The organism is Leifsonia sp. 466MF (assembly GCF_900100265.1).
In the GTDB taxonomy this organism is placed as follows: domain Bacteria; phylum Actinomycetota; class Actinomycetes; order Actinomycetales; family Microbacteriaceae; genus Leifsonia.
On the sequence record NZ_LT629696.1, the window covers coordinates 3,991,966 to 4,011,559 of the forward strand.

Consider the following 19,594-nt stretch of genomic DNA (forward strand, 5'->3'; position numbering starts at 1 on the left):
TCTCAACCTTTCACCGCGCCGGCCATGATGCCGGACACAAGCTGCCGGCCGGCGAGCACGAAGAGGATCAGCAGGGGGATGGTGGCGAGCACGGCTCCGGCGAGCACGATCGAGTAGTCGACGTACTTCGCCGACTGCAGCTGACTGAGCGCCACCTGCAGTGTCGGGTTCTGAGGCGCGACAAGCAGCGGCCAGAGGTAGTCCGTCCACGCGGTCATGAACGTGAAGAGGCCGAGGATCGCCATGGCCGGTCGGGCAGCGGGGACGCCGACGTGCCAGAACGTGCGGATCATGCTCGCGCCGTCGACGCGGGCCGCCTCGATGAGTTCCTCGGGGATGACGTCGACCAGGTACTGCCGCATGAAGAACACGCCGAACGCCGTGACCAGGGTCGGCACGATGACCGCGCCGAGGGTGCCCGTCCAGCCGAACTGCTTCATGACCATGAACAGCGGGATGATGCCGAGCTGTGTCGGCACCGCCAGCGTCCCGACGACGAAGACCATGAGGCCTTCCCGCCCGCGGAAGCGCAGCTTGGCGAACGCGTAGCCGGCCAGCGTCGAGAATCCGACGACCGAGACGGTGATGACCGATGAGACGATGATCGAGTTGCCGAGCGCCAGCCAGAACGGCACAGTGTTCAGCACTTCTCCGACGTTGGTCCAGAACTGCCCGCCGGGCAGCAGGGGCGGCCAGGTCGACGTGAGCACAGTGCTGTCGCTGGAGCCGGCGACGAACGACCACCACAGCGGGTAGGCGCCGCCGATGAACAGGGCGAGCAGGATGCCGTAGGTGAGGAATCCGGGCCGGCGGTCGATGCCGAGCGCCTTGCGCTTGGGGGCCCGTCCGGGTCGGGTCCCGGCGACAGGGCGGGGGGCGCGGGTCTCGCGCGCGGTGGCGGTCACAGGTTCTTCTCCTCGCTCGCTGCGGCCAGGATGCGCGAGGCCTGCAGTCGTTTCGCGGTCCGTTTCTTACTGAGCCGGCTCTCGGTCGAGGCGATGCGGCGCGAGATCAGGAAGTTGAGCACGCCAAACACCACGATCAGGAGGAACAGCAGCCACGCGATCGCGGATGCCTTTCCGAAGTTCTGACGGTTGAACGCCATGTCCCAGAGGTAGAGCACGGTGGTCTGGTACTGCCGCTGCGGTCCGCCGGGCACCGCGCTCGACGGGTTGAACAGCTTGGGCTCGGTGAAGATCTGCAGTCCGCCGATGGTGGCCGTGATGATGACGAAGATCATCGTCGGGCGGATGCTCGGCAGCGTGATCGAGAAGAAGCGGCGGAACGATCCGGCGCCGTCGAGGGCGGCCGACTCGTGGATGTCGCGGGGGACCGCCTGCATGGCGGCCAGCAGGATGAGCGCGTTGTAGCCCGTCCAGCGCCAGTTCACCATGGAGGCGATGGCGACGTGCGACGGGAAGGTCTGGGTCTTCCACATCACCGGGTCGAGGCCGATGGCCTGCAGCATGTTGTTGATGAGCCCGTACTTCTCGTCGAACGCGCTCGAGAAGATGAGGGTCACCGCGACCGGGGTGACGACGTAGGGGAGCAGCACGCTCATCCGCCAGAAGGTCTTGGCGCGGATGTTCTGGTCGAGGATCGCCGCGATGAAGACGGCGGCGATCAGCTGCGGGATGGCGGAGAGCAGGAAGATGCTGATCGTGTTGAACAGCGAGTTCCAGAAGAACGGGTCGCTGAGTTCCGCTGCGTAGTTCTTGAAGCCGACCCACTCGCCGGGCCCGGTGAGCAGGTTCCAGTTGTTGAGCGAGACGACGAACGTGTAGACGAGCGGGAAGAGCCCGACCAGCCCGAAGAGGATGAAGAAGGGCGCGATGTAGAAGTAGGGCGACGCCTTGACGTCGAAGCGGCTGAGGCGCTGCTTGAAGTTGAGGTCGGCGCGTGGGGCGCGGCCGCGCCGTGGCGATGCGGCGGGGGCGGCGGCGCCTGCGGCGTCGTCCCGAGCGGTGGGTGCGGTGGTGGTCATGGCGGTTCTCCCCGTGGAGCGGGCCCCCGCCGCTGTTGCGACGGCGGGGGCCCTTGTGCGGTTTCGGGTTACTTGTTGACGACCAGCTGGTTGAGCAGCTTCATGGCGTTGCTCCACGCCTGGTCGCCGTTCGCCTTGCCGGAGTCGAGCTCCTGGACGGACGGCCCGAACACCTGCGACTGGATGACGGAGTCGTCCGGTCCCTTGTACTGGGCGACGACGCCCTTGGCGCGCTCACCGAGGATCTGGCCGATCGGCGCGTTGTTGAAGAACTTCGTCAGGTCGCTCTCACCAGTGACGCCCGCGTCGGTCTGGGCGGCGGTCACCGACGGGAAGGTGCCGGCGGCCTGGAAGGTCTGGACCTGCGACTTGGCGGTGGTCAGCCATGCCGCGAGGGCCGCGGCCTCCTTCGGGTGCTTCGACTGCTTCGGGACGGTCAGGAACGATCCGCCCCAGTTGGCCGCGCCGCCCGGGAACACGTTGGCGAAGTCCCAGCCGCTGGTGGCATCCCCGCCGCCGGCCTTGACCTGGCCCTGCACGACGCCCAGCATCCAGCCGGGGCAGACGAACGTGGCGAAGGAGCCGTCGGTGAAGGCCTTGCCCTTGCCCCAGTCCCACTGGGTCTGGTTGGAGGAGAGACCGGCGGCAGCGCCGGCCGCGAGCTTCGACCACAGCGCCTTGAGGTCGCTGTTGTCCTCGATGTTGAGCTTGCCGTCCTTGGTGTAGTAGCCCTCCTCCTGCTGGTTCACCATGGCGTTCCAGATGAAGCCGGACTGGTCGTACCAGGGTTTGCCGGTGGCGGCGTGGTACTGCTCGCCGACCTTGAAGAAGTCGTCCCAGGTGGCGTTGTCGCCGCCGAACAGCTTGGCGACGGACTCGCGGTCGCTGGGGAGGCCGGCCGCGGCGAAGAGCTTGCCGTTGTAGCAGAGGCCCTCCGGTCCGATGTCGGTGCCGTAGCCGATGATCCGGCCGCTCTTGTCGGTGGCCTGCTTCAGCTTCCAGTCGACCCAGCGGTCCTTGATGTCGTTCGCGCCGTAGTCCTTCAGGTCGTTGAACTGGTCGGAGACCTGCATGACCTTGCTGAGCCAGCCCTCTTCGACGGCCTGGACGTCGGGGAGGCCGCTTCCGGCCGCCTGCTTGGTCTGCCAGTCGGTGAGCGCGTTGTCACCGGTGTCGATGTTGGTGGCCTTGATCTTGATGCCGGGGTGCTCCTTCTCGTACTGCGAGTAGAGCTTGTCGAAGCCCATCGTGCCGAACGTGGTGACGGTCAGCGTGGTGGGGTCCGAGCTCGATCCGCTGCCTCCGCTCGATGAGCATCCGGCTGCGATGAGGGCGAAGGATGCTGCGCCGGCGACGGCCGCGGCGATCCTGGTGCGTCGTGAAAGCTTCACGGTTCACTCCTTTGTGCGTGTGTCTTGTGTGCGCCTGGTGCGCGCTGAGAGCGCTCTCATCACGAAAGCGTGAGAGCGCTCTCACGCGTTGGAACAGAATGTAGATCGCTTCCCGTCCTCGTGTCAAGCCCTGCGTGGTCGCGCTCTCATTCGCGTCTTTCCGGGATATGCGAAACGGCCGCCACCCCGAGGGGTGACGGCCGTTGCGTGAGCGCCGCGCTAGTCGACCGCGGGCCGCGGGCGCTGCGCCCGAGTGGATGCGGTGTCCGCACCCGGCTCGATCAGCGCACCGAATTCGGCAGCAGCGCGATTGGCGATGATGCCGGTGTCGTACTCCTCGGCGTCGTCGTCCTCCGCCGCGGAGGCGAGCACGCCCGCCGGGGTGAGCGCCCGATCCTTCTCGGCCTGCGCGTCGGCCGCGTCGGCCGCGTCGTCCGCCGCCTCCTGCAGGGCCGACTTGGCGCGCAGCGGCGGGGTCTTGAAGAACAGCGACAGCACGAAGGCGATCAGCACCACGATCATCGCGACCCAGTAGACCGTCACCGCCGAGGCGTTGAAGGCCACGAGGAACGGCTGCGCGAGGCGCGGGTCCGCGTCGTTCAGGAACGAGGTGTCGTTGACGTCAGCGCTGTTAGAGCCGCTGTTCGTCGTCTTGAGCTTGTCGGCGACCGTCGGCACGACGGCGTCGACGACCTGCTTGCGCTGATCGGCGTTCGAGAAGTCGATCGGCTCGGCGGGCACCTTCTGCTCGGCGACCGCCTGCGGGACGCCCTGGGCGACCGCCTGCTGGACGCCGGCCTGGTGCGCCTGGGCCTGTGCCTGCTTCTCGATCGGGTCGACGATCTTGTTGTAGATCTGGTCCATGATCTGCTTGTTCTCGGGCGCGCTGGCGACCGACGGGGTGAGCGCGGCATCCAGAGCGCTGGTCAGCGTCGGGGTGTCGGTCAGCGCCGTCTTGATGTTCGTCGGGAACACCGTGAACAGCAGGGACAGCAGGACGGCCGTGCCGAGCGTTCCACCGATCTGCCGGAAGAACGTGGATGCGCTGGTCGCGACACCCATGTCCCGCAGGCCGACCGAGTTCTGGCTGGCGATGGTCAGCGTCTGCATCAGCTGGCCGAGGCCCAGGCCGATCAGCAGCATGGCGCCCGCGATGAACCAGTACGAGTCGTCCGCCTTGATGAAGGTCAGGTAGAAGAACCCGCCGGCGAGCATGGCGGTACCGATGATCGGGAACTGCCGGTAGCGGCCGGTGCGCGCGATGATCTGGCCGGAGACGATCGACGACACCATCAGGCCGAGGATCATCGGCAGCAGCTGCAGACCGGACTCCGTCGGAGTCGAGCCGAGCACCAGCTGCAGGTAGAGCGGCAGGGTCAGCATGGCTCCGAACATCCCGAAGCCCACGAAGACGCCGATGATGGTCGCCATCGAGAAGGTGCTCGAGCGGAACAGCTTGATCGGGATGAGCGCGTCGTCCTTCATCGCGATCTCGATGAGGATGAACGCGATGACGCCGATGACGCCGATCACGTAGCAGGCGATGGAGGCCGGGCTGTCCCAGCCCCACGTGCGGCCCTGCTCGGCCACCAGCAGCAGCGGGACGAGCGCGACGATCACGCCGGCCGCACCCCACCAGTCGATGCGGGCGGACCCGCGTTCCCGCTTGGGCAGGTGCAGGAACCGCAGCACCATGGCCAGCGCGGCGAGGCCGATCGGCACGTTGATGAGGAAGACCCAGCGCCATCCGGTGATCCAGAGGATCTGGTCCGCACCGGCGAAGAGTCCGCCGATCAGCGGGCCGATGAGGCTGGAGATGCCGAAGACGGCGAGGAAGTAGCCCTGGTACTTCGCCCGCTCTCGCGGTGCGAGCATGTCGCCCATGATCGCGAGCGGCATCGACATCAGACCGCCGGCGCCGAGGCCCTGGATGGCACGGAAGGCCGCGAGCTCGACCATCGACGTCGAGAACGACGCCAGGATCGATCCGACGATGAAGATCACGATGGCGATCACGAACAGCGGCCGGCGGCCGAAGATGTCGGAGAGCTTGCCGTAGATCGGCGTCGAGATCGTCGAGACGATCAGGTAGCCGGTGGTGACCCACGCCTGCTCGCTGAGTCCGTGCAGGTCGTCGCCGATGGTGCGGATCGCCGTGCCGACGATCGTCTGGTCGAGGGCGGACAGGAACATGCCGGCCATGAGGCCGAAGATCACGAGAAGGATCTCGCGATGCGACATGATCGGTTTGGGTGCGGCTGTCGCCGCGCTGGTCTGACTGGACATCTGTCTCCGTGTCGAGAGTCGGGTGTGGGGACGCCCGGCACGCGGAACGTCACACCGGTGTGGGGCAAAGAGAATTTTGCGGAGACTGCAAAGTTACACCCGCTGCCTCGATACTCACAACGCATGCGGGAGGTACCACGCTCACCCGTTCGCCAGCGGCGAACAGGGGACGGTGGCAGCGTTGCCATCAGCGGGAAACCGCGCTCTCCGTGTGGCGGAAAACGAACGCAGGTGGCCCCCATCCAGGTGACGCATATATAGAAGGCGTACGTTGGAAACGCCGACCCCCGACCGTCTCTTAAATCGCCTCGAAAGTTCTATGAGATCTCTCAGCCGTCCCCGCCGCATCCTCGCCGCAGCCGCTGTCGCCGCCTCCGCGGCGCTCGTCTTCACGGCATGCGCCGGTGAGCCGTCGCCGGTCACGAAAGCCGTCGCGCAGGCCGCCGCGCCCACGCCGTCCCCGTCCGCGACCGTCGTGTCGTCGGTGCAGCCCGCCGCGGGCAGCGTCTCCGGCGGAACCGTCACCCTCACCGGCTCCAACCTCGAGAAGGTCGCCGCGGTCCAGGTCGGCGGTCAGCCGGCCACCGTCACCCACGCGACCGACGACAAGGTCGTCGTCACGGTCCCCGCCGCCGCCAACTTCCAGGCGGGCAGCGTGCCCATCACGGTCACCGACAAGAGCGGCAAGCCCGTGACGACGACTGCCGCCACGTACGACTACCAGGTGCAGACACCGGTCGACAAGCAGCTCGCCTACGCGCTCACCTACTGGAAGAACTACAACACGGCCGAGTACGGCGACCTCAACCCGGTCGGCGGCGACTGCGCCAACTTCGTCAGCCAGACCCTCATCGCCCGTGGCTGGCAGATGAACGGCGACTGGTACAACCACGACGCCGCGGCCGACTGGAGCCCGGCGTGGGGATACGTCCCCGCCATGGACAACTACTTCCGTGAGAACGCCGCCAAGCTGGGTCTCACCGAGTACTCGTTCGACCAGCGCGACAAGATCAAGGTCGGCGACATCGTGATGTTCGACTGGAACGACAACAACTCGCTCGACCACGTCCAGATCGTGTCCGCTGTGCAGAACGTGAACGGCCAGATCAAGATCAAGATGGTGGGACACAACGAGGACAGCGACTACCGCGACCTCGACGAGGCCATCACGGTCGACCACCCGGGTGGCATCGGCCACTTCTGGAGCCTCTCCAAGTAACGGTCGCCATTCCGGTCACACCCGCCGGGCCGCGTCACGCGCGTGAGCTATGCTCATCGCGTGACTCTGGGGGGTGCCCGCGAACGGCGGGTGGGGATGCGGCGCGCCGCCATGATCGGCGGCGCACTCGTGGCGATGCTCGTGCTCTCGGGATGCGTCCCCGGCTCTGTCGCGGCGGCCGGCGCGACGCATCGTCCGACACCGCACCGCTCCGCCCCGTCGCCCCGGCCGCCGCGTCCGACCCCCACCCTCCCGCCGACGCCCACTCCGGTCCCCTTCGACAAGACGGCGCAGTCGACCGACGATCCGGCCAGTCCCTGGGTCGTGGTCAACAAGGCGCGGGGGCTGAACCCGGCGGACTACGCCCCCACCGACCTCATCTACCCGGACCTGCCGAACCTCAACGACCAGCCGATGAGGCAGGAGACGGCCGCCGCCGTCGTCGCCATGTTCCAGGCGGCGAAGTCGGAGGCGGGACTGAGCCTCTCCATCCAGAGCGCCTATCGCTCCTTCGACTCGCAGACGCGCGTGTACGCCGACGACGTCGCCCGGAACGGGCAGGCATACGCCGACACGGACACCGCACGGCCGGGGCACAGTGAGCACCAGACGGGCCTGGCCGTCGACATCAGCGCCGTCCCCGCGCGCTGTTCTCTCGACGCCTGCTTCGGCGAGACCGAGCAGGGCCGCTGGCTGGCGGCGAACGCCTGGCGCTTCGGATTCATCCTCCGCTACCCGGCCGACAAGGTCGCCGTCACGGGCTTCACGTACGAGCCGTGGCACTTCCGCTACGTCGGAGTGCTCCTCTCCACGCAGCTGCACACCACGGGCGTCACCACTCTCGAGGAGTTCTTCGGGCTCCCGGGCGGCGAGACCTACCCCGGCTGACGGAGGGGCGACGCTGAGTCAGGCGCCCAGCGCGTCCCCGACGATCCGCTTCGCCTCGTCCTGAACCTCGCGCAGGTCGTCCTCGCCCACGAACGACTCGGCATAGATCTTGTAGACGTTCTCCGTGCCGGAGGGCCGCGCGGCGAACCACGCCGACTCCGTCTGCACCTTCACGCCGCCGAGCGGCGCGTCGTTGCCCGGCGCGCGGCTCAGCTTCGCCGTGATCGGCTCGCCGGCCAGCTCGGTCGCCGTGATCGCGTCACCGTCGAGCTTCGAGAGCGCGGCCTTCTGCTCGGGCGTGGCCGGAGCATCCACCCGCTGGTACACGGGGTCGCCGAACCGCTCGGTCAGCTCGCGGTACAGCTGCGACGGCGACTTGCCGGTCACGGCCCGGATCTCGCTGGCGAGCAGGGCCAGCAGGATGCCGTCCTTGTCGGTCGTCCACGCCGTCCCGTCGAAGCGGAGGAAGGAGGCGCCGGCGCTCTCCTCGCCGCCGAAGCCGACCGTCCCGTCGATGAGGCCGGGCACGAACCACTTGAAGCCGACCGGGACCTCCCACAGCCGACGGCCGAGCGACTCCGCGACGCGGTCGATGATCGACGACGACACGAGGGTCTTGCCGACCGCGGCGTCCTTCCGCCACTCGGTGCGCGTACGGAACAGGTAGTCGATCGCGACAGCGAGGTAGTGGTTCGGGTTCATCAGGCCGCCGTCGGGCGTGACGATCCCGTGGCGGTCGGCGTCCGCGTCGTTGCCGGTGAGGATGTCGAAGTCGGCGCGGCGGGCGACGACGGAGGCCATCGCGGAGGGGCTGGACGGGTCCATCCGGATCTTGCCGTCCCAGTCGAGCGTCATGAAGCCCCAGGTCGGGTCGACGTCCGGGTTCACGACGGTCAGATCGAGCTCGTAGCGCTCGGCGATCGCCTGCCAGTAGTTGACGCTCGCGCCGCCCAGCGGGTCGGCGCCGATGCGGATGCCGCTGTCGCGGATCGCCTTCACGTCGATGATGTTCTCGAGGTCGTCGACGTAGTGGCCGCGGAAGTCGTAGGTCTCGACGCCCGACGGCTCCGCCATCCGCACCTCGGTCATGCCGTTCGCGATGATCTCGTTGGCGCGCTTCGCGATCCAGCCGGTCGCGTCGGTATCGGCCGGGCCGCCGTGCGGCGGGTTGTACTTGAAGCCGCCGTCCGACGGCGGGTTGTGGCTCGGGGTGACGACGATGCCGTCGGCCTGGTCGTCATGGCCGCCCCGGTTGTAGCGGATGATCGCGTGCGACAGGGCGGGGGTCGGCACCCAGTCGTCGAACTCGTCGACCAGCACGCGCACCTCGTTGCCGACGAGCACGGCGAGGGCGGTGGTCGTCGCGAACTCGCTGAGCAGATGCGTGTCCGCACCGAGGAACAGCGGACCGGTGATGCCCTGGCTGTTGCGGTACTCGACGATCGCCTGCGTGGTGGCGGCGATGTGGTCCTCATTGAACGCCGTGTTCAGCGACGAGCCGCGATGGCCCGATGTGCCGAACACCACGCGCTGCTCCGGGATGCTCACATCCGGCTTCAGCTCGTAGTACGCGCGCCGCAGGGCGTCGACGTCGATCAGGTCGGAAGGCTGGGCGGGGGTGCCGGCTCGTTCGTCCATGATGACTACTCTTCCACGGCACGGGAGCCACGCCAACGGCTCGGTAAGCTGAGCGGCATGTCCTCCGCCCCCGACAGCGCCCCCGCGGAGCTGCCCGCCTCCCTCGACGACGTGTACAGCTTCCTCGGACCGTCGGGCACCTTCACGGAGGCGGCCCTCAAGCAGGTGCCCGAGGCGCGTGGCAAGCAGTGGCGGGCCGTCAACAACCTCGGCGAGGCGCTGGCGGATGTCGTCGAGGGCCGCAGCGTCGCCGCGATGATCGCGATCGAGAACTCGATCGAGGGCGGGGTGTCGGTGGCGCAGGATGCGCTGGCCACGATCCCGGGCCTGCGCATCATCGGCGAGTACCTCGTGCCGGTGAACTTCGTCCTCGTCGCCCGCCCGGGCACGACCCTCGCCGACGTGCACACCGTGAACGCGCATCCCGTCGCCTACGCGCAGTGCCACCAGTGGCTCGACCGTCACCTCCCCGACCACGGCCACCTGCCGGCGTCGAGCAACGTCGCCGCGGCCGCGTCGCTCTTCGAGGGCAGCGCGGCGGATGCGGCGGTCGCGCCGCCCGGGATCGTCGACCACCACGACGTGGTCGTCCTCGCCGACAACATCGGCGACAACCCGAACGCCGTCACCCGCTTCGTGCTCGTCAGCACGACGCGCAGCGTGCCGGAGCCGACCGGAGCCGACAAGACCAGCCTCATCGCCGAGCTTCCCGACGACCGTCCCGGCAGCCTCCTCGACCTCCTCGAGCAGTTCTCCACCCGGGGGATCAACCTGAGCCTCATCGAGTCGCGCCCGATCGGCGACGCGCTCGGCCGGTACCGGTTCGTCATCGACGCGGACGGCCACATCGCGGACGAGCGCGTCGCCGACGCCCTGCTCGGTCTCCGCCGGTTCAGCCCGTCCGTGATGTTCCTCGGCTCGTACCCGCGGGCCGACGGTCAGCGGGTGGAGTTCGACCAGCGCTATCGCGACGACGTCTTCACCGAGGCGCGCGAGTGGCTGGCCTCCCTGACCGACGAGGAGCGGCCGACAGGCGCGCAGGGCGGCGCGTCGGCGTAGGCTGCCGAACAGGACAGCCGGGAGGTCATCATGGTCGCAGACGAGCGTGACGACAGCGGTCGGGCGGACGGATTCGACCCGCGCTTCGACCCCGCATTCCAGCGCGGCTATCAGCCGCAGCCGGGCGAGCGCGCCCGCACGCGCGTCCGCGCCGATGCTCCCGACTCGGCCTACCGCCGGCCGTCGTCGCTGCTGCGAACGCGTGAGGACGCTGCGCCCGCGACGCCCTCCGAACCGCTGACCCCCTATGAGGAGGCGGCACTCTCGCTCGATGAGGGCCGCCCCGCCCTGCCCGATCCGCTGGAGGCCGGGGCACCCGCCGCTCAGACGGTCGTGGTCGCCTCCGCCGGCTCGCTCGCGGGCGTCGAGCTGAACCCGCGGCGCAACCCCTTCATCCTCGCCCTCTGGCTCATCGGCGGCGGGTTCGTCGTGCTCGGCATCGTGCTCTACGCCGTCTCGGTGACGTCGTCGTACAGCGGCCCGACGCCCAGCACCGACGTGGGCGCCCTGGTGTTCGCCCAGCTCGGGTGGATGCTCGCGGGGCCGCTCATCACGGTCGGGCTGCTGACGCTCGTCGGTCTGCTCTTCCTGACCGCGCTCTCCGGTCGGCGGATGCGGGATGCGATTCCGGAGGACGACGCCCCGGCGGGATGACGCCGGGCACAGCTGTCTCTCGGAGCGCGCGGAGGTCGCCATACACTGCGGCCAGACCGACGGCTCTCGACGATGTCGACGACCCGTCGGACCGACGCGAGAGAGGATCCACCGTGACGCTGCGCCGTACTCCCTTCCCCGCCCGTCTCGCCGTCGGCATGCTGGCGGTCGCGGCGACCCTCCCGCTGCTCGCCGGTTGCACCGCCTCGCCCGAACCGAGGGCCACCCCCTCGCCGTCGGCCGCCGCCGACGTCAACGGCCTGCCCGCCGGGGTTCAGCAGGCGACGGACGTGCCGACCGCTGTACCGAACACTCCCGAACTGCGCCGTGCCGTCACGGTCTCGTCGTGCGAGAAGGCGGACGGCGGCTGGAAGGCGACGGGGACGGCGAAGAACACCACCGACGCGCCGGTCGAACTGACGGTGACCATCTTCTTCACGAGCGACAAGGGCACGGTGCTCGGGACGGGCGACACGAAGGTCGCGGTGGAACCGCAGGCCGAGGCTCGGTGGACGGTCGCGTCGAAGCTCACCTCGACCCCGAAGACGCTGTGCGTGCTCCGCGGGGTGGGCTGACTCGCCCGCTCGGCCTCTTCCTTTTGCGCCCGACTTCCGCTCTATAGGCGTGACTTCGGGCGTTCCTCGTCATGATTCGACCCGTAGACCTCTCTGTCCAGGTGAAGCCACCTTCGACAGGCAAGGAGTCCACAGATGGATCGAGACACCCCTCCGAACACCAGCGCACGATCGCCGAGACGGAGGCGAGCCCGGCGCGCCTGGCCCGTGGCCGCCGTCCTCGGCTTGGCCGCGGCCGCCGTCGTCGTCCCGGCGCAGGGGGCCGCCGCGACGCCCGGTCCCGGCTCCTACGTGGCGCTCGGTGACTCGTACGTCGCCGGCCAGGCACTCGACCACCTGACGGGCGCGTACCCCGAGTGCCTCCAGTCCGTGGCGAACTACCCGCGCACAGCCGCGTGGCGTGCCGGGCTGATCGCCAACGACCAGAGCTGCTCGGGCGCGACGATCCCCGACCTCTTCGCCGCGAAGGGCGCGATCCCGGCGCAGACCGACGCGCTCAGCGCATCCACTCAGGTGGTCACCCTCTCGATCGGGGGCAACGACCTCGGGTTCTCGGCCATCCTGCGCTCGTGCCTGGCCGCCTCCGCGGACGGTCCACTGTGGAGCGGCGAGAAGTCGTGCCGCGAGAAGTACACGGTCGGCGGCGTGGACACCCTGAGCGCGAAAGCGGCCGGGGTCGTCGCTCCGGCGGTCGGCGAGGCCGTCACCCGCATCCGAGCGAAGGCGCCGAACGCCCGCGTCGTTGTGGTGGGCTACCCGACGCTCATGCCGGATGCCGCCCACACGCCCGCAGGAGGCTGCTTCTCGCCGCTGACCTCGAGCAAGCCGGCCTTGCCGTTCGCCACCACAGACTTGGACTACTTCCACGGCGTCCAGTCGACCCTCGACACCCGCACCCAGGCTGCGGTCCACGCCGCGGGCGCCGAATACGTCTCGCTGCTGGCCGACACCGCCGAGCACTCGGTCTGCAGCACGACGCCGTACATCGACGGGATCACCCTCTCCGGTTTCGTGCTCTCCCCGACCTCGATGCACCCGAACCTGGCCGGCCTCGGCTACCAGGGCCGGGCCGTCGGCGCGGTGCTGAAGGCGCCGCGCGACTTCCAGGGTGTGACCGGCGCGCTGGTCTCCCTTGGCGGGACCTCCGCCGACCTGCAGATCCACGTTCCGTTGGCTACGCTGCACACCACGCCGGATGTCGCGGCCGAGGTGAACGGGTCGTACGTCGCGAACGTCAACGGCGAGCACGGCTGGTACGTCTGGTTCGAGAACCGTGAGGACACCCGGGTGTACCACGTGACCGTCACGGTCAAGCCGGGCGACACCGTGCGGTTGCGGACGGCGACCGGCGCGGTGCAGGTGCTGACCCTGACGCCGAAGGCGTAGGCCGAGCGGCGCGGTCGCCCTCCCGGATTCCGGGGCGGCGGCCGCGTCAGCCGACCGGGATGCCCGGGGCCTTCACGCGCAGCGCCAACTCGTCCACTCGGAGGTCGAGGCGCAGGATCTCGCCGAACGCGTCCCCGTCCAACTCGAACGGCTCCGGCGCATCCACCGCCAGCTGCACCGAGGCGCCGCGCAGGTAGCTGAGCCGGGTGCGGATCGCGCGGTCGGTGAAACGGATGATCCGGCGACCGATGCTCGACTTCCGCAGGACGCGGTTCTCCCAGGTCACCTTCCGCCAGATCGCCAGCCAGCCGAACACCGTCGCGGGCTGGACGATCGCCACGTCGAGGAGGCCGTCGTCGAGCTCGCCGTCCGGGATGAGCTCCATGTTCCCCGGCAACGCGCCGCAGTTCGCGACCAGGATCGTGCTCACGTGCGCCGACCGCTCGTGTCCGTTGTCGAGCCGGTAACGCACCGGGACCTTCGACGCCTTCGGCAGAGCACGGAAAGCGGCGTCGACATACGCCAGCCAACCGAACCGGCGCTTCAGCTGCGGCCGGGCATTGGCGATCATCGCCGCGTCGATTCCGACACCGGCCATCACCAGGAACGCGTGCTCGGTCGCCGGCCCGTCCGGGCGGTGCGCCACGGCGATGCCGATGTCGATCCGCCGCTCGCGGCCGCTGAACGCGACCGCGCACGCCGCTTCGACGCTCGCGATCGGAATGCCGAGGTTCCGCGCCAGAAGATTGCCGGTGCCTCCGGGGATGATGCCGAGCGTGGCATCCCGTCCGCGCAGTGCCTCAGCCACGGCGCGCACGGTGCCGTCGCCGCCCGCCGCGAGTACGAGGGACGCGCCCCGGGCCAGCGCCTCGCCGACCTGCGACTGCCCGCCCTCCTCCGGCGTCGTCTCGAGCCAGAGCAGTTCGAACCGGCCGGCAGCGGCGGTCTCCACCGCCGCCCGGACGCGCGGAACGTCCACCCGCACGGGGTTGTAGATGACGGCGGCGACGCGGCTCTGCTCCCCGTCCCGTCCGTTCACGCACATCACGCTACCTGTTCGGCATCGGTCGATAAGCTGGTCAGGTGATCGATCCCGTACTTCTCCGTGAGAACCCCGACATCATCCGGCGCTCCCAGGAGGCCCGGGGCGACTCCGTGCAGCTCGTCGACGAGGCCATCCAGGCCGACATCGAGCGCCGCGCGGCGATCACGGCCTTCGAGGAACTCCGCGCCGAGCAGAACGCGTTCGGCAAGCAGGTCGCGAAAGCGCCGAAGGAGCAGAAGAAGGAGCTCGTCGCCCAGGCGCAGCAGCTCGCCGGTCGCGTGAAGGAGGCCCAGCAGGCCGCCAACGACGCGGATGCCCGGTTCGAGCAGCTGGTCCGCAGCATCGGCAACCCGATCGTTGACGGCGTCCCGGCGGGCGGGGAGGACGACTTCGTCGTGGTCAAGACGGTCGGCGACATCCCCGAGTTCCCGTTCGAAGCGCGCGACCACCTGGAGCTGGGCGAGCTGCTCGGCGCGATCGACATGGCCCGGGGCGCCAAGGTCGCCGGCGCCCGCTTCTCGTACCTGCGCGGCATCGGAGCGCGGCTCGAGCTCGCGCTGATGAACATGGCGCTCGACAAGGCCCTGCAGAACGACTTCATCCCGCTGATCACGCCGACCCTGGTGAAGCCCGAGATCATGCAGGGCACCGGCTTCCTCGGCGCCCACGCCGACGAGGTCTACCACCTCGAGAACGACGACCTCTACCTGACCGGAACGAGCGAGGTCGCGCTCGCCGGCTACCACTCCGACGAGATCATCGAGGTCGACGAGCCCATCCGCTACGCCGGCTGGTCGACCTGCTACCGGCGCGAGGCCGGCTCGGCGGGCAAGGACACCCGCGGCATCATCCGCGTCCACCAGTTCGACAAGCTGGAGATGTTCGTCTACACCCGCCCGGAGGAGGCGGAGGCCGAGCACGAGCGGCTGCTCGGCTGGCAGGAGGAGATGATGCAGGCGCTGGGACTCAGCTACCGCGTCATCGACACGGCGGCGGGCGATCTCGGCTCGAGCGCCGCGCGCAAGTACGACGTCGAGGCCTGGATCCCCACCCAGGGGCGCTACCGCGAACTCACCTCGACCTCGAACTGCACCACCTTCCAGGCACGCCGTCTCGACATCCGCTACCGCACCGAGAGCGGCAAGACGGCGCCGGTCGCGACCCTGAACGGGACGCTGGCCACCACGCGCTGGCTGGTCGCCATCCTCGAGACGCACCAGCAGGAGGACGGGTCGGTGCGCGTGCCGGAGGCGCTGCGCCCCTACCTCGGCGGACTGGAGCTGCTGGAGCCGACGCGTTCGTGAGCGACGACTCCCGCCTGCTGATCGCGCTCGACGTCGACGGCACGCTGATCCATGAAGACGAGACGGTCGGCGACGCCGTGCGCGCCGCCGTCACGCGGGTGCGCGACGCCGGCCACGAGGTGATGCTCGCCACCGGGCGCAGCTGGGAGACGGCGCGGCCCATCCACGAGGAGTTCGGCCTCACCAGCGAGTTCGTCGTCTGTGCGAACGGCGCCCTGACGATGAAGCGCGACGACACCCTCGAGGGCGGTTACCGGCGCGAGTTCATCGAGGTGTTCGACCCGACCGAGGTGCTGGAGACCATCCGCCCGCACCTCCCGAGCGGCAGCTTCATGGTGGAGGGGCCGACCGGGTTCCGCCGGTACACCGAGGGTATGACCGACTGGGAGCTGGTCAACGCCGAGCAGGTGCCGTTCGAGGAGCTTCTGCAGCATCCCGCGACCCGTGTCGTCGTGGTGTCGCCCGAGCACGACACCGAGGAGTTCCTCTCGATCGTCGACCGGATGGGCCTCCAGCGCGTCAGCTACGCCATCGGCTGGACCGCGTGGCTCGACATCTCGCCGGACGGCGTGAGCAAGGCAACGGCGATGGAGCGGGTGCGGCACGCGCTCGACATCCCGCGGTCGCGCGTGGTCGCGGTCGGCGACGGCCGCAACGACATCGAGCTGCTCACCTGGGCGGGGGCCGAGGGTCTCGCGGTCGCGATGGGTCAGGCGCCGGACGAGGTGAAGGCGGTCGCCACGCGGTCGACCGCACCGGTCGTCGACGACGGCGTCGCGGAGGTCCTCGACGCGCTCTGACCGAGCGCCCCTCGGTCTGGGGGAAGCCTTCGCGCGCAACGACGCGCGCCCATCCAGAGCATTGCCAGCCTCCCGTGCCACCCTTTAAGACGGCGTGCGCTCTTTTCCGGGCGCCCGCCTGTGAACGTGCGCACACCCGGCCGGAAGGAAGTGAATGAGCGAGATGCACACCCGCGCGCAAGCGCGAGCGCAGGAGAAGGCGGCAGGACCAGCGGTCCGCCACGGTCGACTGAAGCAGCACCATCCGCTCAAAGCACTCCTCAAGATCTTCGTCGCGGTCGTCGCCATCTTCGGCGTGACCGGCGTCTCGCTCGCGGCCTACGCGGCGGTGGATGTGGTGGCCAGCGTCAAGAAGTCGGTCAAGCTCGTCGACGCGAAGGGCAACGAGACGACGCCGGGCGTCGGCGCCATGAACGGTGCGTTCAACGTCCTCCTCGCCGGCAGTGACAGCGGTGGCGGCAACACCGCATACGGCGACCGCGAGGAGAACCTCAACGACGTGACGATGCTGCTGCACGTGTCGGCCGACCACCAGAACGCGACCGTCGTCAGCTTCCCCCGCGACATGTTCGTCTCCATCCCGTCCTGCCCGGACCCGAAGGGCGGCAGCTTCGATTCGATGAGCCGCCAGAAGATCAACAACTCCCTGAGCTACGGCGGCCTGGCGTGCACGGTGCTCACGGTCGAGAAGCTGACCGGCCTCAACATCCCGTACGCCGGTGTGATCCAGTTCGACGGTGTCATCGAGATGTCGAACGCGGTTGGTGGGGTGCCCGTCTGCGTCGCGGGAGACATCGAGGACCCGTACACGGGGCTGGATGTGAAGGCCGGCCAGAACGTGCTCCAGGGCTCGCAGGCGCTCGCCTTCCTCCGTACCCGTCACGGCGTCGGCGACGGCTCGGACCTGGGCCGCATCAGCAACCAGCAGGTGTTCCTGTCGTCGCTCGTCCGCACCATCAAGAGCGCCGACGTGCTGAGCAACCCGGTGAAGCTGTACGGCCTGGCGAAGGCGGCGACGAGCAACATCACCCTCTCCGACAGCCTCAACAACCCGACCACGATCGTCTCCATGGCGATGGCGTTGAAGAACATCGACATCAGCAAGGTCGTGTTCGTGCAGTACCCGAACCACTATGTGGACGGCGGCGTCGCCCCGACGACGGATGCGGCGGACCAGCTGATGAGCGCCCTGCAGAACGATCAGCCGGTCACCCTCACGGGCGACACCGGCGTGGGTTCCCAGGCCGACCCGAACGCTCCGGCCACGCAGACCCCGGCCACGCAGCCGCCGGCGACGCAGGCGCCCGCCACCCAGCCTCCGGCGACCCAGGCTCCGGCCACCGGCACCGACTCGGGCACCGCCGGCGGCGGCTCGGTCGAGCTCCCGTCGGACGTGCACGGCCAGACGGCGGCGCAGTACACCTGCTCGAAGCCGTTCTCCGAGTGATCACCGTCGCCCGGGTTCGCTAGAATCGGGCGACGCCGGGTTCGCCCGGCGCCGGGAGGGCTGTCCGAGCGGCCGATGGAGCCAGTCTTGAAAACTGGTGGGCAGAAATGTCTCGTGGGTTCGAATCCCACGCCCTCCGCAGTCCGTCTCGTGTCTCTCGGCGCGAGACACGTCAGTTGCAAGATGAGATTCTCTTTGGCGGCGTCATTCACCTGCGAATCGCGGGGAAGCCTGATTGGTGGGCGTAGTCCACGGCTTGCGCGCGGGAACTGACGCCGAGTTTCTTGTACAGCAGCCGGGTCATCGTCTTGAGCGTGTTGCCGCTGATGAAGAGGGTGCTGGCGATCTCTGTTGCGGTGAGCTCGGTAGTGAGAAGGGCGAGGACGTCATTCTCCCGTTTGGTCAGTTGAGGGAGGTCACGCCGGACACTGCCGATACGGGTTGCCGCGCGGGTATCGGCGCCGGCGAGCTGCGCGAGGTGTTCGAGCTCGTCAGGGCTGATGGCTTCATAGCTGGTGTGCAGGCCTGCGTGTTGCAGGAGAGCGTCGGCTCGGATGAAGGCGTGGGTGGCGGTGCCGGTGTAACCGAGGGCCCGTGCGGCGGCAGCGTGGACTAGCAGCGCGTTCGCCTGCAACCGTGGTTCGAGCGCGTCCTCGGTGACGGTTTTGCTGAGGTCGAATGCATCTCGGTGGCGGCGTTCGACTTGGGCGATCGCAGCTGCGATGACCCGGTCGGAGGAGGACAGGTGGATGAGCCCGTCCAGGCCCTCGGTCATCCGGCCTCGGAGGAGTCTGATCCGGACCCGAGCGGCTCGGGCGAGGCGTCCGTCAACGCCGGCGGAGTCGAGCACGGGATGGCTCTGCAGGTGCAGTTCAAGCCTCGATTCGGTTACGGCGGCGGTCGCTGCATTGTGGGCATGGAGGGATCGCACCCACATCGCCGGTGCCCAGTATTCGCCGAGGCCGATCTCGTCGGCCCGATCGAGCAGGGCGAGCGCCCCGGGCAGATCGTCCTGGTCGGTGCGGAGCAGAGCCTCCGTGACCAGGAGTGCGGCGTCGTGGCGGCTGTCGGTGACACCTTCGTCGTGCGCACGCTGTACCCACTTGCGCGCCATGTCAGTACGGCCGCGCTCGGCGTGGAGCCAGGCTGCGGAAGCCGCGACGCGGCGGGCGACGTACGGTTGCTCGGTCGCACGGGCGAGGACGAACACGCGCGCGTACTCCGCGGCAGCGCGCGGAGAGGCTGCCGCGTCGAGGGAGCGAGCCCACTGCATTCGCAAATGGGGCATCGTGGTGGCGATGTCCTCGATCTCGTTCAGAGGCGCCGCAGCGGCGAATGCCAGGGCCTCTTCCGCGATCCGGGCGGCCTCTGTCGGGTCATCGCGGGTGCGCGCAGCAGCCGATTCCGCGGTGTACCGGATCAGCCGCTGAAGGACGGAACGCCGGTGGTTGGGGACGGGCGGATGCAGGAGAGCGGGGTGTACCTGGCCGGCTTCGCCGCCGCCCACGATGTGCTCCAAGTGGTTGGCTGCCATGAACAATCCGGGGTTGCGCATGAACGCTTCCCCGGGCAGTGCCTTCAAAGCGGCCAACAGCTGGTCCGGCGCAGTCACCGACAGTTCGTCCCAATGCTGCTCGATGAGAGAGGCTGCCGCCTCGGCCCCGTCCGTGCGGGCGATCTGCGGCACCGCGGTCGGGAGGTCTGCGGGGTTCATATCATCACCGGTCCTGCTGCGCATGCCGTCTCCAACGGTGTCAGCCAATCGCGGTCATGTCCAGTGGCCCATTGCGATCGGCTGACGTCCACAGCCCCGGCCGGGGTGAAAAAGCATGGGCCCGGGTGAAAGACCGGCTGCTGGCCCACCTATAAGAGTTTCAAACGACAAACTCAGCTTTCGAGAGTCCCACGCGGGCCCCGC

General features: G+C 68.9%; 16 protein-coding genes and 1 tRNA gene. 10 read left to right on the plus strand and 7 right to left on the minus strand.

Annotated elements, in window-relative coordinates; genetic code table 11:
• Window positions 1-2: 2 nt before the first annotated feature.
• The 4 genes from BLR91_RS19200 to BLR91_RS19215 form a co-directional block, all read right to left on the minus strand.
• Entirely contained in the window at window positions 3-905 is a 903-nt protein-coding gene (locus tag BLR91_RS19200; RefSeq protein WP_089878889.1) for a carbohydrate ABC transporter permease, read from the minus strand.
• On the minus strand, window positions 902-1,984 hold the full coding sequence (locus BLR91_RS19205; protein WP_089878885.1) for a carbohydrate ABC transporter permease: 1,083 nt from the start codon (window positions 1,982-1,984) through the stop codon (window positions 902-904). The genes BLR91_RS19200 and BLR91_RS19205 overlap by 4 nt, the downstream gene beginning before the upstream one ends.
• Before the next feature lie 68 nt (window positions 1,985-2,052).
• Window positions 2,053-3,375, minus strand: a complete 1,323-nt coding sequence (locus tag BLR91_RS19210) for an ABC transporter substrate-binding protein (RefSeq protein ID WP_018192635.1) — start codon at window positions 3,373-3,375, stop codon at window positions 2,053-2,055.
• Between the two features lie 219 nt (window positions 3,376-3,594).
• Entirely contained in the window at window positions 3,595-5,661 is a 2,067-nt protein-coding gene (locus BLR91_RS19215; RefSeq protein ID WP_018192634.1) for an MDR family MFS transporter, read from the minus strand.
• Window positions 5,662-5,980: 319 nt separating this feature from the next.
• Here BLR91_RS19215 and BLR91_RS19220 point away from each other — a divergent pair, with 319 nt between their 5' ends.
• Window positions 5,981-6,880 (plus strand): DUF1287 domain-containing protein, encoded by a 900-nt coding sequence (locus BLR91_RS19220; protein WP_089878881.1) that lies wholly within the window; start codon window positions 5,981-5,983, stop codon window positions 6,878-6,880.
• Window positions 6,881-6,976: 96 nt separating this feature from the next.
• Window positions 6,977-7,768: a M15 family metallopeptidase gene (locus tag BLR91_RS19225; protein ID WP_089878877.1), complete on the plus strand. Its 792-nt coding sequence runs from the start codon at window positions 6,977-6,979 to the stop codon at window positions 7,766-7,768.
• Window positions 7,769-7,786: 18 nt separating this feature from the next.
• On the opposite strand, the gene pgm is transcribed toward BLR91_RS19225, so the two are convergent.
• Window positions 7,787-9,406 (minus strand): phosphoglucomutase (alpha-D-glucose-1,6-bisphosphate-dependent), encoded by a 1,620-nt coding sequence (gene pgm / locus BLR91_RS19230; RefSeq protein ID WP_089878872.1) that lies wholly within the window; start codon window positions 9,404-9,406, stop codon window positions 7,787-7,789.
• A gap of 57 nt (window positions 9,407-9,463) precedes the next feature.
• Here pgm and pheA point away from each other — a divergent pair, with 57 nt between their 5' ends.
• The 4 genes from pheA to BLR91_RS19250 all read left to right on the plus strand — a co-directional run bounded on the left by pheA (window position 9,464) and on the right by BLR91_RS19250 (window position 13,080).
• Window positions 9,464-10,465, plus strand: coding sequence for a prephenate dehydratase (gene pheA / locus BLR91_RS19235; protein ID WP_089878868.1), 1,002 nt, complete (start codon window positions 9,464-9,466; stop codon window positions 10,463-10,465).
• 30 nt (window positions 10,466-10,495) lie between these two features.
• Window positions 10,496-11,119: a hypothetical protein gene (locus BLR91_RS19240; protein WP_089878865.1), complete on the plus strand. Its 624-nt coding sequence runs from the start codon at window positions 10,496-10,498 to the stop codon at window positions 11,117-11,119.
• A 113-nt stretch (window positions 11,120-11,232) separates the two neighbouring features.
• Window positions 11,233-11,694 carry a hypothetical protein gene (locus tag BLR91_RS19245; protein ID WP_089878862.1) on the plus strand — a complete coding sequence of 154 codons (462 nt, stop codon included), beginning with the start codon at window positions 11,233-11,235 and terminating at the stop codon, window positions 11,692-11,694.
• Window positions 11,695-11,829: 135 nt separating this feature from the next.
• The gene (locus tag BLR91_RS19250; RefSeq protein ID WP_231918751.1) at window positions 11,830-13,080 is read left to right on the plus strand and encodes an SGNH/GDSL hydrolase family protein; all 1,251 of its coding nucleotides are present in this window, start codon (window positions 11,830-11,832) and stop codon (window positions 13,078-13,080) included.
• Window positions 13,081-13,126: 46 nt separating this feature from the next.
• On the opposite strand, the gene BLR91_RS19255 is transcribed toward BLR91_RS19250, so the two are convergent.
• The gene (locus BLR91_RS19255) at window positions 13,127-14,125 is read right to left on the minus strand and encodes a diacylglycerol/lipid kinase family protein (RefSeq protein WP_089878855.1); all 999 of its coding nucleotides are present in this window, start codon (window positions 14,123-14,125) and stop codon (window positions 13,127-13,129) included.
• A gap of 38 nt (window positions 14,126-14,163) precedes the next feature.
• Here BLR91_RS19255 and serS point away from each other — a divergent pair, with 38 nt between their 5' ends.
• From serS to BLR91_RS19275, 4 genes are all read left to right on the plus strand, one after another.
• A complete protein-coding gene (gene serS, locus BLR91_RS19260) occupies window positions 14,164-15,429 on the plus strand; it encodes a serine--tRNA ligase (protein ID WP_089878852.1) in 1,266 nt (421 codons plus the stop codon).
• Complete coding sequence (locus BLR91_RS19265; RefSeq protein WP_089878849.1) at window positions 15,426-16,229, plus strand: HAD family hydrolase; 804 nt, start codon at window positions 15,426-15,428, stop codon at window positions 16,227-16,229. Before serS ends, BLR91_RS19265 begins: the two co-directional genes overlap by 4 nt.
• 154 nt (window positions 16,230-16,383) lie before the next feature.
• Complete coding sequence (locus BLR91_RS19270) at window positions 16,384-17,676, plus strand: LCP family protein (protein ID WP_018192623.1); 1,293 nt, start codon at window positions 16,384-16,386, stop codon at window positions 17,674-17,676.
• 54 nt (window positions 17,677-17,730) lie between these two features.
• A tRNA-Ser gene (locus BLR91_RS19275) sits at window positions 17,731-17,815 on the plus strand.
• A 69-nt stretch (window positions 17,816-17,884) separates the two neighbouring features.
• On the opposite strand, the gene BLR91_RS20360 is transcribed toward BLR91_RS19275, so the two are convergent.
• Window positions 17,885-19,414: a helix-turn-helix transcriptional regulator gene (locus BLR91_RS20360; protein WP_089878846.1), complete on the minus strand. Its 1,530-nt coding sequence runs from the start codon at window positions 19,412-19,414 to the stop codon at window positions 17,885-17,887.
• Between the last annotated feature and the right edge of the window lie 180 nt (window positions 19,415-19,594).

Coding starts and splice junctions, on each gene's coding strand:
- BLR91_RS19205 (WP_089878885.1), bottom strand. CDS start 1,984: ATGACCACCACCGCACCCACCGCTCGGGACGACGCCGCAGGCGCCGCC.
- BLR91_RS19215 (WP_018192634.1), bottom strand. CDS start 5,661: ATGTCCAGTCAGACCAGCGCGGCGACAGCCGCACCCAAACCGATCATG.
- BLR91_RS19220 (WP_089878881.1), top strand. CDS start 5,981: ATGAGATCTCTCAGCCGTCCCCGCCGCATCCTCGCCGCAGCCGCTGTC.
- BLR91_RS19225 (WP_089878877.1), top strand. CDS start 6,977: ATGCGGCGCGCCGCCATGATCGGCGGCGCACTCGTGGCGATGCTCGTG.
- pgm (WP_089878872.1), bottom strand. CDS start 9,406: ATGGACGAACGAGCCGGCACCCCCGCCCAGCCTTCCGACCTGATCGAC.
- pheA (WP_089878868.1), top strand. CDS start 9,464: ATGTCCTCCGCCCCCGACAGCGCCCCCGCGGAGCTGCCCGCCTCCCTC.
- BLR91_RS19240 (WP_089878865.1), top strand. CDS start 10,496: ATGGTCGCAGACGAGCGTGACGACAGCGGTCGGGCGGACGGATTCGAC.
- BLR91_RS19250 (WP_231918751.1), top strand. CDS start 11,830: ATGGATCGAGACACCCCTCCGAACACCAGCGCACGATCGCCGAGACGG.
- BLR91_RS19255 (WP_089878855.1), bottom strand. CDS start 14,125: ATGTGCGTGAACGGACGGGACGGGGAGCAGAGCCGCGTCGCCGCCGTC.
- BLR91_RS19270 (WP_018192623.1), top strand. CDS start 16,384: ATGAGCGAGATGCACACCCGCGCGCAAGCGCGAGCGCAGGAGAAGGCG.
- BLR91_RS20360 (WP_089878846.1), bottom strand. CDS start 19,414: ATGCGCAGCAGGACCGGTGATGATATGAACCCCGCAGACCTCCCGACC.